This window comes from Blastococcus mobilis (assembly GCF_900188025.1).
Taxonomy (GTDB): Bacteria; Actinomycetota; Actinomycetes; order Mycobacteriales; family Geodermatophilaceae; genus Blastococcus_B; species Blastococcus_B mobilis.
In genome coordinates, this window is sequence record NZ_FZNO01000001.1 from 109,781 (window position 1) to 122,731 (window position 12,951).

A 12,951-nucleotide genomic window follows, 5' to 3' on the forward strand; every position below is an offset into this window, starting at 1 on the left:
GGCCGCACGGCACGATTGCCCGACCGGCCGGACGGGCAGGGGAGCAGTGCAGTCCGGCAGCGCAGACCCACGGGAGCCCAGCATGGCCATCGCCACCGTCAACCCGGCCACCGGCGAGACGCTCAAGACCTACGAGCCGCTGACCGACGAGGCACTGGAGGACAAGCTCGCGCGTGCGGCCACCGCGTGGGCGAGCTACCGGCGAACCTCGGCCGAGCAGCGGGCCGGCTGGCTGCGTGGGGCGGCCGACGTCCTCGACGCCGACGCCGACACCGTCGCAGAACTGATGACCACCGAGATGGGGAAGACGCTCGCCTCGGCGAAGGCGGAGGTCGCCAAGTGCGCGAAGGCGCTGCGCTGGTACGCCGAGCACGGGCCGGCGATGCTGGAACCCGAGCGCAAGGACGCCGAGGCCGTCAAGGCGAACGAGGCCTACGTGGTCTACCAGCCGATCGGTGTCGTCCTGGCGATCATGCCGTGGAACTTCCCGCTGTGGCAGGCCATGCGCTTCGCTGCCCCGGCGCTGATGGCCGGCAACGTGGGGCTCCTCAAGCACGCCAGCAACGTGCCGCAGACGGCGCTGTACCTGGAGGAAATCTTCCGCAAGGCGGGCTTTCCCGAAGACGTGTTCCAGACGCTGCTCATCGGGTCCGGCACGATCGAGCGGGTGCTGCGCGACGACCGCGTCGCGGCGGCGACACTGACCGGAAGCGCCCCGGCCGGGCAGTCGGTGGCCTCGATCGCCGGCGACGCGCTCAAGCCGACCGTCCTGGAGCTCGGCGGCAGCGACCCGTTCATCGTCATGCCCTCGGCGCACCTGGACAAGGCGGCGGAGGTCGCCGTCACCGCGCGCAACCAGAACAACGGCCAGAGCTGCATCGCGGCCAAGCGGTTCTTCGTGCACCGCGACGTGGCGGAGGAGTTCACCCGGCTGTTCGCCGAGAAGATCGCGGCGCTCACCGTCGGCGACCCGATGGACCCCGACACCCAGGTCGGCCCCCTCGCCACCGAGTCCGGGCGCGACGACGTGGAGAGATACGTGCAGGACGCCGTCGACAAGGGCGCGACCGTCCTCGTCGGCGGCACGCGGGTCGACCGGCCCGGCTGGTTCTACGCGCCGACCCTGCTCACCGGGATCACCCCGGAGATGGATCTGTACTTCGAGGAGGTGTTCGGCCCGGTAGCGGCGCTGTTCACCGTCGACAGCCTCGACGAGGCCATCGAGATCGCGAACAGCCACCCGTACGGCCTGGGCGCCAACCTCTGGAGCGAGGACGAGGACGAGCGCACGCAGTTCATCAGAGACATCGCCTCCGGCCTGGCGTTCGTCAACGGGATGGTCACCAGCTACCCCGAGTTGCCCTTCGGTGGCGTGAAGCAGAGCGGATACGGCCGGGAGCTGACCGAACTGGGCATGCGCGAGTTCATGAACGCCAAGACCGTCTGGATCGGGCCGCCCAGCAGCGAGCAGGCCGACGGCGACACCGCGGGCGCCGCCTCGGAGTGAGCCCCTGATCGCCGGGGCCGGCGCGCGAAGGGCTGTCCGCCGCGCGCCGGCCCGGTCAGACTCGGCCGGGAACTGGAATCAGTGCAGTCGCGACCGCCAGTCGGCGGGGACCCGCCCCCGCGGTCCCGGTGCGGGCTGGTCGAGGGGGTGGTGCTGCGGCGGGGCCAGCGCCGGCCCGGCCACCGGCCGCTCGGACGAGAAGTCCCAGAACCAGTCCTCGCCCGGCTCGAAGCTGCGCATCACCGGATAGCCGGCGGATGTCGCATGGGCGCGAGCGTGCTGGTTGGGCGAGGAGTCACAGCAGCCGATGTGCCCGCACCGCGCGCAGCGACGGAGGTGGAACCACCAGCCGCCCGCGGCCTCGCACTCCACGCACCCGGGTCCGCTGGGTGGCACCGATGCATCGATCGCGGCTGCGGTCATCGCGTTCTCCCGCCCCGAGAGGACTGTCGGCATGGAACCCGGTATCCACGGTACGGACGGCACCGACCCCGAGGAAGCCTCCGGGCTGCTGGCAGCGGAGGACACCCTCGAGGACCCGCGCGGCCTGCGCGATGTCCTGGACACCGGCTGGTCGGTGCCCGAGCGGCCCTGGGCGGTGAACGACCGGGGCACCACGGAGGCCGAGGAGTCCGCGGGGGAGAGCCTCGACGGCCGGCTGGCCCGTGAGCTCCCCGACGGCACTGCCGACGAGGGCGACGGGCTCGGCGACGCGTCCGACACCGACGGCGAACTGCTCGACGACGAGGTGGGGGACGTGCGGTCCGGCCGCCTGATCGACGCCGACGACGGCGGGACGGAGGACACCGACGACGAGCTGTGGGCGCAGGACGAAGGCATCGACGGCGCCGCCGCCTCGGCCGAGGAGGCCGCGATCCACGTCGTCCGGGACCGCGACCAGCGGGCGCCGCGACCGCGTTTTCGCGACTAGCGTTGGGCCCAGCCGCACGGCAAGAGGACCCTCCTGCCCCCACCCCTCGCAAGCTGGCGGCGGGCCCCTGCAGGAGGGCCACGGCCGGGCCGGAGCTCGCCGACAGGAGCTGCCATGGGCAAGCCCGTCCTGCTCAGCGTGGACGACGACCCCGGGGTCTCCCGGGCGGTCGCCCGGGACCTGCGCCGGTACTACGGGAAGGACTTCCGGGTGCTGCGCGCGTCCTCGGCCCAGGAGGCGCTGGAAGCCCTCCGCGAGCTGAAGCTCCGGGGGGACACCGTGGCCGCGCTGCTGGCGGACTACCGGATGCCGCAGATGAACGGCATCGAGTTCCTCGAGCAGGCGATGGATCTGTTCCCGGGGCCCGGCGGGCGCTGCTGACCGCCTACGCCGACACCGACGCCGCCATCCAGGCGATCAACGTCGTTGACGTCGACTTCTACCTGCTCAAGCCGTGGGACCCGCCGGAGGAGAAGCTCTATCCCGTCGTCGACCAGATGATCCAGGCCTGGCGGGACAGTCCCGACGCCGCCGTGGCGGACGTCAAGCTCGTCGGCCACCGCTGGTCGGCGCCGTCGTTCCGTGCGCGCGACCTCCTCGCCCGCAACGCCGTCCCCTACCGCTGGTACAGCCGGACGAGCCGGAGGGACAGCGCCTGCTCGAGGCCGCCGACGCCGGTCCGGACGACGTCCCCGTGATCATCACCCCGGAGGGCGTCGTGCTGAAGGCGCCGACCGAGTCGGAGCTGGCCTCCGTCGTGGGTCTCAGCGTCGCTCCCGAGTCGGACTTCTACGACCTGATCGTGGTGGGCGGTGGCCCGGCCGGGCTCGGCGCCGCCGTCTACGGCGCCTCCGAGGGGCTGCGGACGGTGCTCGTCGAGCGGGAGGCCACCGGCGGCCAGGCCGGCCAGAGCAGCCGGATCGAGAACTACCTCGGGTTCCCGAACGGGGTGTCCGGTGGGCAGCTGGCCGACCGTGCGCGGCGCCAGGCACGGAAGTTCGGGGCGGAGATGCTCCTGGCCCGCGACGTCGTCGCCCTGGAAGCGCACGGGTCCAAGCGGGTGCTGCGCTTCGACGACGGCAGCAGCATCGCCGCGCACGCCGTCGTCCTCGCCACGGGCGTCTCCTACCGCAGTCTCGGCGTGGACGGGGCGGACGGGCTGACCGGTCGCGGCGTGTACTACGGCTCCGCGATGACGGAGGCGGCCGAGTGCGCCGACCAGAAGGTGTACATCGTCGGCGGCGCGAACTCGGCGGGCCAGGCGGCGGTCTTCTTCGCCCGGTACGCGCGTTCGGTGCACCTGCTGGTCCGGGGGCCCTCGCTCGAGGCCTCGATGTCGCACTACCTCGTCGAGCAGCTGGCCGCGATCGAGAACGTCCACGTGCACACCTGCACGACGGTGGCGGAGGCGCACGGCGCCGACCACCTGGAGGAGCTGACGCTCCAGGACGCGGTGACGGGCGAACGCTCGACCCACCCCGCCAGTCGCCTTCTCGTCTTCATCGGCGGCGCGCCCCGGACGAACTGGCTGGACGGCGTCGTCGTGCGGGACGAACGTGGCTTCATCCCGACCGGCCCCGGTCTGCTGGAGGACGGCCGCCGACCGCACGGCTGGACCCTGGACCGCGACCCCTACTTCCTCGAGTCGAGCGTGCCCGGGGTGTTCGTCGCCGGTGACGTGCGGGCGGAGTCGGTGAAACGGGTGGCCTCGGCGGTCGGTGAGGGCGCCATGGCCGTCACCCTCGTGCACCGGTACCTGGGGGAGCGATGACGACGACGGAACCCCGGCTGACCCCGGAGGAATTGCGCGGGCTGTTCCTCTTCGAGGACCTCGACGACGACCAGCTGACCTGGGTGGCCGACAACGGTGACGTCGTCGACAGCCCGGCCGGCACGGAGGTGTCGGTCGAGGGTGAGCCGGCCGAGTGCTTCTTCGTGCTCCTCGAGGGGACGATGACGATGTCCCGTCTCGTCGCGGGCAGCGAGGTGGAGACGGTGCGGACCTCGCACCGAGGCGTGTACTCGGGTGCGGTCCAGTTCTACTTCGGCGACCGGCTCGAGCAGCGGTACCCCGCCACGGTCCGCGCCGTGACCGACTGCCGGTTCCTCGCACTGCCCGCCGGGCCGTTCGCCGCGGTCTTCCGGCAGTGGTACCCGATGGCGGTGCACCTGCTCGAGGGGATGTTCCTCGGGCAGCGGAACTCCGCAGAGCTCGTCGGGCAGCGCGAGCGGTTGCTGGCGCTGGGCAAGCTGACCGCGGGCCTGACCCACGAGCTGAACAACCCCGCGGCCGCGGCGGCACGGGCGACCGCCGCGCTGCGCGACCGCTTCGCCGGCATGCGGCACAAGCTCGCGCTGCTGTCCGAGGCCGAGATCGACGGCGAGGTGCTCCGGTGCCTGACCGGCCTGCAGGAGGAGTTCGTCGCCCGCATCCCCGGCGCACGGGAGCTCAGTGCGCTGGAGCGGTCCGACCTCGAGGACGGCCTCGCCGACTGGCTCGACGATCACGAGGTCACCCAGCCATGGGACCTCGCGGGGGTCTTCGTCGCGGCCGGGCTCGGACCCGAGGACCTCGACCGGGTCGCCGACGCCGTCGCGTCGTCCTTCCTGGAGCCGGCCCTGCGGTGGCTGGCCTACACCGTGGAGACCGAGACGCTGCTGCTGGAGATCGTCGACAGCACCAGCCGGATCTCCAACCTGGTGGACGCCGCCAAGCAGTACTCCCAGCTGGACCGGACACCGCACCAGCCCGCCGACCTGCGCGCCGGGTTGGACGCCACCCTCGTGATGCTCGGCGGCAAGGTGGGGCAGGGGGTCACCGTGGTGAGGGACTACGACCCCGACCTGCCGCAGGTCCCCGCCTACGCCGGTGAGCTCAACCAGGTCTGGACCAACCTGATCGTCAATGCGCTGGACGCCATGGCCGGGAAGGGCACGCTGACCGTCCGGACGCGGCGGGAGGGGAACTGCGCGCTGGTCGAGATCGCCGACACGGGCCCGGGCATTCCCGAGGACCTGCGGCCCCGCGTGTTCGAGCCCTTCTTCACGACCAAGCCGGTGGGGCAGGGCACGGGCCTGGGTCTGGACGTCTCCTGGCGCATCGTCGTCCAGCGGCACGGCGGGGACCTGCGGGTCACCTCGGTCCCGGGGGACACCCGCTTCCAGGTGCTGCTGCCGCTGACCGAGCCGGCCGGGGCGCCCGCCTGACCGGCGCCACCGCCGCGCCGTGGAGTCCGGGGAGTCTGGGGCCGGGGACCGGGAACGCGACCGTGCGGCGCCGGGCGGCGGTGCTCGGGCTGGGAGAGTGAGGGCGTGTTCGACGTCGACTGGATGGGCCTGCTGACCCGCGAGGTGCTCCGCGAGCGGGCCGCCGATCTGATCGCCGAGGCCTGCGCGTGGTCGGTGGGCATGTCCGACCAGCCCCACCACCTGCGCTCGGGCGGGCGGATCGTCGCCACCGGACTGACGGTGGGGGAGCGGGCCGCCCACGGCCTCCCGCTCAGCGGTGACGAGGACGGCCGGCTCGATCTCGGCGACGCCCGGCCCGGCAGCTTCCAGGACGCCCTGAACTCCGTCGACGCCGACGGCACCGTCCAGGCCGACCGGTTCGACGCCGACGTCCTCCACCCCTTCGTGCACGCCACCTGCCTGGCCGCGGCCGAGCGTGCCCGCAACACCCGCCCGGAGGCCTGGGCCGAGCTCGTCGACGACGTGGGGGAGGAGGCATCCGACCTCGACGACGTCGTCCGCGCCGGTGGCTGGGAGGGGCCGCTGCGGATCGACGCCGAGCACCTGATCCTCGCCGCCCTCAGGGACGTGCCGCTGATCGAGGTGGAGGCGGAGGGGCTGCCGCTGTCGCTCGTGCACGCCGCCGAGGCCGTGGCCCGGGAGGCCGCACCGCCGGAGCCCCGGGCCCCGGGTGACGACCTCGCCGGTTCGCTGTTCCTCGCCCGGGCCGCTGTGACCGCGACCGGAGCGCCGCTCCCGATGGGCCCGGACGCGGCGGAGCGGCTGCTGGAGGAGTTGGTCGCGCACGGCCTGGAGCCCGACGACGTCCTCGCGGTGCTGCCGCACCTCCCGGTGCAACCGGCGACCGCCGACGAGGTGGTCGCGATCCTCCGGGCCGCCGGGATCGGCTGAGGCCCTTCGGCACTGGCCGGTCCGCGGTCCGGAGGGCCAGCCTGACCAGCGCTGGCACCAGGACCCGGTGGGTCGCCGGGTCACCCCGGACGAAGGGCTGCTCTCGATGACCTCGACAACCGGTACCGCTGCCGACGCCGACCGCGCCCTCAAGGCCAGGCACCGCGCGATGTGGGCGCTCGGCGACTATCCGCGCCTCGCCGCCGACCTGCTGCCGGAACTGGGCCGCACCCTCGTCGAGGCCTGCGGTGTGGCCAGCGGGGACCGGGTGCTGGACGTCGCGGCCGGTTCCGGCAACGTCGCGGTCCAGGCGGCGAAGGCCGGCGCGAGCGTGGTCGCCAGCGACCTGACCCCAGAGCTGTTCGACGCGGGCCGAGCGCGTGCGGAGGCCGAGGGCGTCGACCTCGAGTGGCGGGAGGGCGACGCCGAGGCGCTGCCGTTCGCCGACGGCGAGTTCGACGTGGTGCTGTCCTGCGTGGGCGTCATGTTCGCTCCGCACCACCAGCCCGCCGCCGACGAGCTGGTCCGCGTGTGCCGGCCCGGCGGCCGGATCGGGCTGATCAGCTGGACGCCGGAAGGGTTCATCGGGCAGCTGTTCGCCACGATGAAGCCCTACGCGCCGCCGCCTCCGCCCGGTGCTTCGCCGCCGCCGCTGTGGGGTCGGGAGGACCACGTGCTCGAGCTGCTCGGCGACCGGGTCACCGACGTCACCACCGAGCGCCGCATGCTGACGGTCGACCACTTCGACCGGCCCGAGGACTTCCGCGACTACTTCAAGGCCGTGTACGGCCCGACCATCGCGGTCTACCGATCGCTCGCGGAGGAGCCGGAGCGTGCCGCAGCGCTGGACGGAGAACTGGCCGAGCTGGCCCGGCGCATGGACCGCGGGCAGGGGTCGACCGTCGTCGACTGGGAGTACCTGCTCCTGACCGCCACCAAGCGGCGGGAGACCGTTCCCAGTCCGCGCTGACCTCAGAGCTGGGCGGCGACCAGCGACTCCAGGAGCAGGTCCGGGTGCTTCTCCTTGAAGACCCGCAGACCCCACTTGTCGCTGAACACCGCGACGAGTTCACCGTTGGTCCGCTGCAGCACCTCGGCGCCCCGGGCGGTCGAGACGACGGGGGCCGAGGCCTCGTCGGTGCGCAGGGCCAGGCTGTACGGCAGCCGGTCCAGCTCCACCGGGGCACCGAACTCGTGCTCCATCCGGTGGGTGGCCACCTCGAACTGCATCGGCCCGACCACGGCCAGCACCGGCGCCTGCTCACCCCGGCGGTCCGAGCGGAGCACCTGCACCACGCCCTCGGAGTCCAGCTGCTCGATCCCGCGGCGGAACTGCTTGTGCTTGGCGGTGTCCCGGCTGCGGCAGACGGCGAAGTGCTCCGGGGCGAAGGTGGTCAGCGGGGGGAAGGTCACCGGGCGTTCGGCGTAGAGGGTGTCGCCGACGCCGAGCGCCGCCGCATTGACCAGGCCGACGACGTCCCCGGGATAGGCGACGTCGATGCTCTCCCGCTCCCGGCCGAACACGTGCTGGGCGTACTTGGTCGCGAACGGGCGGCCGGTCCGCGCGTGGGTGACCACCATCCCGCGCTCGAAGACGCCCGAGCAGATCCGGATGAACGCCAGCCGGTCACGGTGCGCGGTGTCCATGCCCGCCTGCACCTTGAACACGAAGGCGCTGAACGGGTCGGTCAGCGCCCGCATCGTCCCGTCGGCGGCAGCCAGCCCCGCCGGAGCGGGGGCGAGGTCGACCAGGGTGTCGAGCAGTGCGCCGACGCCGAAGTTGGAGACCGCCGACGCGAAGAGCACCGGCGTCGTCACGCCGTCCAGGAACAGCGACTGCTCGTGATCGGCGCCGGTGGCGGCCAGCAGGTCGACCTCCTCGACGGCCCGCTGCCAGGCGTCGCCCTCACGAGCGAGGGCGTCCTCGGCCGACAGGGTCTCCTCGGGGGCGATCGTGGCGCCGCCGGCGGTGCGGGTGAACCGGCGGTAGGTGCCGTCGCGGCGGTCCAGCACGCCGCGGAAGTCCCCGGCGATGCCGACCGGCCAGGTCAGCGGGGTGGGCGTGAGGCCGGTCCGCTCGGTGATCTCGTCCATGAGCTCCAGGGCGTCCTTGCCCGGGCGGTCCCACTTGTTGACGACGGTCAGCACCGGGATGCCGCGGTGACGGCAGACCGCGAACAGCTTCATGGTCTGCGCCTCGAGGCCCTTCGCGGCGTCGATGAGCATCACCGCGGCGTCGACCGCGGTCAGCACGCGGTAGGTGTCCTCGGAGAAGTCCGCGTGGCCCGGGGTGTCGAGCAGGTTGATGACGGCCTTCTCGTCACCGGGGCCGTACTCGAACTGGAGGGCCGCCGACGTGATGGAGATGCCACGGGCCTTCTCCATGTCCATCCAGTCCGACACCGTGCCGCGGCGGCCTGCCTTGCCGTGCACGGCGCCGGCCTGCCCGATCACGCGAGCGTGCAGGGCCAGCGCCTCGGTCAGCGTGGACTTGCCGGCGTCGGGGTGGCTGATGACGGCGAAAGTGCGCCGGCGGGCGGCCTGGTCGAGGACGTCCGTGGGCGTGCTCGCCGGGGCGGTCCGCTCGTCCAGCGCGCTCATCGGAGCCCCGCCCGGGCAGCACGGGACCGACGGAACGCGAAGGGGAACACGACACGACAGTAATCCGCCCGGACGGCGGCCCGGGCGATTGCGCGCGAAAGCACATGTCCCGACGCCAGGACGACTGCTCTCGGGCGCACTCGGGGGACCTACTCCGGTGGCGTGCGGAGGCGGCGGTGGGCGGCCATCCGGACCGGGGCGTTGACCGTGCCGTACCCGTCGTAGCCCCCGACGCGCTGCACCACCTCGAAGAAGACACGGGAGCCGAGCACCTCGGTGACCAGGTGCAGGTAGCGACCGTGCTCGTCCTCGTCGTAGAACAGCCCACACTCCCGTATGTCCGCGAGCAGGCCCGGATCGAGGTCGAGGCGGGCGTCGAGGTCGTCGTGGTAGTTGGCCGGCACCGGCAGCAGCGGCGCGTTCGCTGCGCGCAGGGCACGGGCGGTGGCGACGATGTCGTCGGTGGCGAGGGCGACCGACTGCGGGGCCGGGACGCCAGGGGCCCACTCGCCCCGGCGCAGCAACGAGACGGTGAGCGCCAGCCGCACGGCGTGGTCGGGACCGGTCACGGCCCGGCTGCGCACGAGGCCGAACGGCGCCGCGACCTCGGTGACCGCCTCGGGCTCCAGTCCGAGCACCGACCGGTAGAACAGCCCGGCCTCGTCGAAGGAGTCGAACGGCTGGGTCAGCGCCACGTGGTCGACGGCGGTGACGCCCGCGCCCGCGCCGGCCACCGAGCCGGTCGGCAGGAAGTCGGCCGGCCACCCGCCCGGGCCGGTGCGGGCGAAGAAGACCTGGGTCCCGTCGGGAGCAGCGACCGCGGACAGGTCGGCCTCCGTGGCGCCGCGTGTGCGGGGAAGGACGGGGGCGAGCAGGGCCTCGGCCCGCTCCGCCGAACGGCCCGGGTCCTCGCTCTCCAGGGCAAGGGCCGCCACTTCGGCGACCCCGGCTGCGGCCGGCCGCACGACCGAGGCGTTGAGCAGCACGCGCGCCCGTCCCTGCTCCCACAGTTGGACCGGCTTGGACCGGTGCTGTCCGGTGTGGGTGAAGCCCAGTGCCGCCAGCGCGCCGGCGACCTCCGGTCCCGACACGCCGTCCACGGCGAGTTCGGTGAACGCGTACCCGGTGAGGGCCGGCGCCGGAGGGGGTGTGGTCAGGCCGAGTTCGGAACGCCGCACTGCGAGGCCTTCCTCCAGCCAGAGCAGTGAGCGCATGGCGTCGACCGCGGCCCGCGCCGGGTCGGACTGGCGGAAGACGTCGTTGAAGACCTCCAGGGACAGCGGCCCCGTGTAGCCGGCGGCCAGCACGTGCCCGAGGAAGGCAGGCAGGTCGAAGGCCCCCTGACCGGGGAAGAGCCGGTGGTGGCGGCTCCACTGGAGCACGTCCATGTCCATGTGCGGGGCGTCGGCCAGTTGGAGGAAGAACAGCTTCTCGCCGGGTACCTCGGCGAAGCCGGCGGGGTCACCACCGCGGGAGAGCACGTGGAAGCTGTCCAGGCACAGACCGAGGGCAGGGGAGGCGGCCCGGCGGACGGCGTCCCACGAGCGGTCCCAGGTGGAGACGTGCCGCCCCCACGCCAGCGCCTCGTAGGCGATCCGGAGCCCCCGCTCGTCGGCCAGTTCGGCCGCCGCGGCGAGCTGTTCGGCGAGCCGGTCGGGGTCGGCGACGGCGTCCGGCGCGACCGACGAGCACACCAGGACCGTGTCGGTGCCGAGCTCCGCCATCACGTCGAACTTGTGCCCGGCCCGCCGCAGGTTGCGGGCGAAACGCTCCGGATCGGTGGAGTCCAGATCCCGGAACGGCTGGTAGAGGTCGACCGACAGGCCCAGTCCGGCGCAGCGGGCGGCCAGTTCCTTCGGCGCCCACGGGGAGGCGATCAGGTCCGGCTCGAAGATCTCGATGCCGTCGAATCCCGCGGCCGCGGCCGCGACCAGCTTGTCCTCCAGCGTGCCCGACAGGCAGACCGTCGCGATCGTCCGGCGCACCGGCCGGTCAAGCGACACGGACACCGGTGCTCGGTTCCGTGACCAGGGCGGTGAAGTGGGCCAGCATGCGGTCGGCGTCGGGCTCCACGCCGGTGAACAGCTTGAAGGCGTCGACGGCCTGGAAGACGGCCATGCCGCCGCCGTCGAGCACCCGGCAGCCGAGATCTCGGGCGGTGCGGACGAGGGCGGTCTCCAGTGGGCGGTAGACGATGTCGGCCACCCAGAGGTCGGGGCGCAGGAGGTCGGCCGGCAGGGGGAGGCCGGGATGGGCGGCCATGCCGGTCGGGGTGGCGTGGACCAGGCCGTCGACGGTGGCCAGCGCGTCGGCGAGGTCGTCGGCCGCACCGCCGAGCGCCCGACCCGGACCGAAGCGGTCGGACAGGGCCGTGGCGAGTCCGCGGGCCCGCCACTGGTCGACGTCGAGGATCGTGAGCCGGGCGGTGCCGAGGGTGAGCAGGGCATGCGCCACGGCGGCTCCCGCCCCACCGGCCCCGAGGAGGACGACCGAGGTCAGGGGGGCATCGGGCAGTCCGCGGTCGAAGGACCGGGCGAAGCCGGACCAGTCGGTGTTGTGGCCGACCATGCGTCCGTCGCTCAGGACGACGGTGTTGACCGCACCGAGAGCGGCGGCATCGGGGGAGAGCTCGTCGAGGTGGTCGAGGACGAGCTGCTTGCACGGGTGGGTGATGTTGAGCCCGTCGTAGCCGGCCAGCTGAGCGGCGCCGAGGATCTCGCCGACGGCGGTCGCCGGCCGGCCGAGGACGTCGAGGTCCAGGCGCCGGTACAGGTACCGGATCCCGAGCTCGTCGGCCTCGCGCTCGTGCAGGGCGGGGGTCAGCGACGGGCCGATGCCGTTGCCGACCAGGCCGATGAGGTAACTGTGGGAGCTGCCGCTCACGGGGGCCTCCGGTCATGTACCAGTTGGTGAGTTAGTTCTGAGGGGACCACATTCCGCGGCTGTCCGCCAGGCCTCGGGGGGATCTGCGTCGCATCCGTTCGTGGGCGAGGCGTCGGTCCTCGAGGGCGCGCCCTAGGCTCGGCCTGTCCGTCGACCTGGAGGAGATTCGTGGCCGCGCAGCCGTCCGAGCCCGGTGCGCCCGTGCGCGGTGACGTGCCGGACGTGGGGGTGGCCGGTGTCGAGCGGATCAGGGACGCCGAGCGGACCCGCGCCGACATCCTCGCCGTAGCCACCCGGGAGTTCGCCGATCGCGGCTATGCCGGCGCCCGGATCAACGAGATCGCCGACAAGACCAGCACCACCAAGCGGATGATCTACTACTACTTCGGCGGCAAGGAGCAGCTCTACGTCGCCGTCCTGGAAGAGGCCTACCGCCGGATCCGGGTTCTCGAGCAGCAGATCGACGTCGAGCATCTCGACCCGGTGCACGCGATCCGCGAACTCGCCGGCGTGACCTTCGACCACCACGAGTCCCATCCGGACTTCATCCGCCTGGTGAGCATCGAGAACATCCACCGGGCCGAGCACATCGCGCGCTCGACGGTCCTCTCCAACCTGGCCAATCCAGCGGTCGACGTGCTGGGGGCGATCCTCCGGCGCGGCTGGGATGCCGGAGTGTTCCGGGACGACGTCGACGCGCTCGACGTCCACCAGGTGATCAGTGCGTTCTGCGTCTTCCGGACGGCCAACCGTCATACCTTCGGCGCCATCTTCGGACGCGACATGCTCGACCATGCCCGCCGGGAGCACCAGCGCCGGATGCTGGGCGACCTCGTCGTCGCCTACCTGACGACCCACTGACCTCGCGCCGTCGCGAGCGGTACCCCGT

General features: G+C 72.8%; 13 protein-coding genes. 9 read left to right on the plus strand and 4 right to left on the minus strand.

Annotated features, from left to right (window positions below; genetic code table 11):
• Positions 1 to 82 precede the first annotated feature (82 nt).
• Positions 83 to 1,507, plus strand: coding sequence for an NADP-dependent succinic semialdehyde dehydrogenase (locus CHB94_RS00550; RefSeq protein WP_089334635.1), 1,425 nt, complete (start codon positions 83 to 85; stop codon positions 1,505 to 1,507).
• Positions 1,508 to 1,585: 78 nt separating this feature from the next.
• On the opposite strand, the gene CHB94_RS00555 is transcribed toward CHB94_RS00550, so the two are convergent.
• Positions 1,586 to 1,930 carry a UBP-type zinc finger domain-containing protein gene (locus CHB94_RS00555; protein WP_089334636.1) on the minus strand — a complete coding sequence of 115 codons (345 nt, stop codon included), beginning with the start codon at positions 1,928 to 1,930 and terminating at the stop codon, positions 1,586 to 1,588.
• Between the two features lie 31 nt (positions 1,931 to 1,961).
• Between CHB94_RS00555 and CHB94_RS00560 the strand changes: the two genes are divergently transcribed.
• From CHB94_RS00560 to CHB94_RS00580, 7 genes are all read left to right on the plus strand, one after another.
• Positions 1,962 to 2,438 carry a DUF5709 domain-containing protein gene (locus CHB94_RS00560; protein WP_089334637.1) on the plus strand — a complete coding sequence of 159 codons (477 nt, stop codon included), beginning with the start codon at positions 1,962 to 1,964 and terminating at the stop codon, positions 2,436 to 2,438.
• A 114-nt stretch (positions 2,439 to 2,552) separates the two neighbouring features.
• Positions 2,553 to 2,819 carry a response regulator gene (locus CHB94_RS25885; RefSeq protein ID WP_254920305.1) on the plus strand — a complete coding sequence of 89 codons (267 nt, stop codon included), beginning with the start codon at positions 2,553 to 2,555 and terminating at the stop codon, positions 2,817 to 2,819.
• Between the two features lie 116 nt (positions 2,820 to 2,935).
• Entirely contained in the window at positions 2,936 to 3,136 is a 201-nt protein-coding gene (locus tag CHB94_RS25890; RefSeq protein WP_254920306.1) for a hypothetical protein, read from the plus strand.
• Positions 3,133 to 4,209 (plus strand): NAD(P)/FAD-dependent oxidoreductase, encoded by a 1,077-nt coding sequence (locus CHB94_RS25895; protein WP_254920307.1) that lies wholly within the window; start codon positions 3,133 to 3,135, stop codon positions 4,207 to 4,209. The genes CHB94_RS25890 and CHB94_RS25895 overlap by 4 nt, the downstream gene beginning before the upstream one ends.
• On the plus strand, positions 4,206 to 5,645 hold the full coding sequence (locus CHB94_RS00570) for an ATP-binding protein (RefSeq protein ID WP_089334638.1): 1,440 nt from the start codon (positions 4,206 to 4,208) through the stop codon (positions 5,643 to 5,645). The genes CHB94_RS25895 and CHB94_RS00570 overlap by 4 nt, the downstream gene beginning before the upstream one ends.
• A gap of 105 nt (positions 5,646 to 5,750) precedes the next feature.
• The gene (locus CHB94_RS00575; RefSeq protein WP_089334639.1) at positions 5,751 to 6,578 is read left to right on the plus strand and encodes a hypothetical protein; all 828 of its coding nucleotides are present in this window, start codon (positions 5,751 to 5,753) and stop codon (positions 6,576 to 6,578) included.
• Positions 6,579 to 6,684: 106 nt separating this feature from the next.
• The gene (locus CHB94_RS00580; protein ID WP_089334861.1) at positions 6,685 to 7,548 is read left to right on the plus strand and encodes a class I SAM-dependent methyltransferase; all 864 of its coding nucleotides are present in this window, start codon (positions 6,685 to 6,687) and stop codon (positions 7,546 to 7,548) included.
• A 2-nt stretch (positions 7,549 to 7,550) separates the two neighbouring features.
• Here the strand turns inward: CHB94_RS00580 and CHB94_RS00585 are convergent, their stop codons facing one another.
• The 3 genes from CHB94_RS00585 to CHB94_RS00595 all read right to left on the minus strand — a co-directional run bounded on the left by CHB94_RS00585 (position 7,551) and on the right by CHB94_RS00595 (position 12,062).
• Positions 7,551 to 9,179, minus strand: coding sequence for a peptide chain release factor 3 (locus tag CHB94_RS00585; RefSeq protein ID WP_089334640.1), 1,629 nt, complete (start codon positions 9,177 to 9,179; stop codon positions 7,551 to 7,553).
• 149 nt (positions 9,180 to 9,328) lie between these two features.
• Entirely contained in the window at positions 9,329 to 11,188 is a 1,860-nt protein-coding gene (locus CHB94_RS00590; RefSeq protein WP_254920308.1) for a sugar phosphate isomerase/epimerase and 4-hydroxyphenylpyruvate domain-containing protein, read from the minus strand.
• Positions 11,172 to 12,062 carry a shikimate dehydrogenase gene (locus CHB94_RS00595; protein ID WP_089334641.1) on the minus strand — a complete coding sequence of 297 codons (891 nt, stop codon included), beginning with the start codon at positions 12,060 to 12,062 and terminating at the stop codon, positions 11,172 to 11,174. The genes CHB94_RS00590 and CHB94_RS00595 overlap by 17 nt, the downstream gene beginning before the upstream one ends.
• Before the next feature lie 168 nt (positions 12,063 to 12,230).
• Between CHB94_RS00595 and CHB94_RS00600 the strand changes: the two genes are divergently transcribed.
• Positions 12,231 to 12,923, plus strand: a complete 693-nt coding sequence (locus CHB94_RS00600) for a TetR/AcrR family transcriptional regulator (protein ID WP_254920309.1) — start codon at positions 12,231 to 12,233, stop codon at positions 12,921 to 12,923.
• Positions 12,924 to 12,951 lie beyond the last annotated feature (28 nt).

What these genes read in the sequence shown, in the direction of transcription:
- CHB94_RS00585 (WP_089334640.1), bottom strand. Translation starts at nt 9,179, where the DNA reads ATGAGCGCGCTGGACGAGCGGACCGCCCCGGCGAGCACGCCCACGGAC.
- CHB94_RS25890 (WP_254920306.1), top strand. Translation starts at nt 2,936, where the DNA reads ATGATCCAGGCCTGGCGGGACAGTCCCGACGCCGCCGTGGCGGACGTC.
- CHB94_RS00580 (WP_089334861.1), top strand. Translation starts at nt 6,685, where the DNA reads ATGACCTCGACAACCGGTACCGCTGCCGACGCCGACCGCGCCCTCAAG.
- CHB94_RS00555 (WP_089334636.1), bottom strand. Translation starts at nt 1,930, where the DNA reads ATGACCGCAGCCGCGATCGATGCATCGGTGCCACCCAGCGGACCCGGG.
- CHB94_RS25885 (WP_254920305.1), top strand. Translation starts at nt 2,553, where the DNA reads ATGGGCAAGCCCGTCCTGCTCAGCGTGGACGACGACCCCGGGGTCTCC.
- CHB94_RS00550 (WP_089334635.1), top strand. Translation starts at nt 83, where the DNA reads ATGGCCATCGCCACCGTCAACCCGGCCACCGGCGAGACGCTCAAGACC.
- CHB94_RS00570 (WP_089334638.1), top strand. Translation starts at nt 4,206, where the DNA reads ATGACGACGACGGAACCCCGGCTGACCCCGGAGGAATTGCGCGGGCTG.
- CHB94_RS00560 (WP_089334637.1), top strand. Translation starts at nt 1,962, where the DNA reads ATGGAACCCGGTATCCACGGTACGGACGGCACCGACCCCGAGGAAGCC.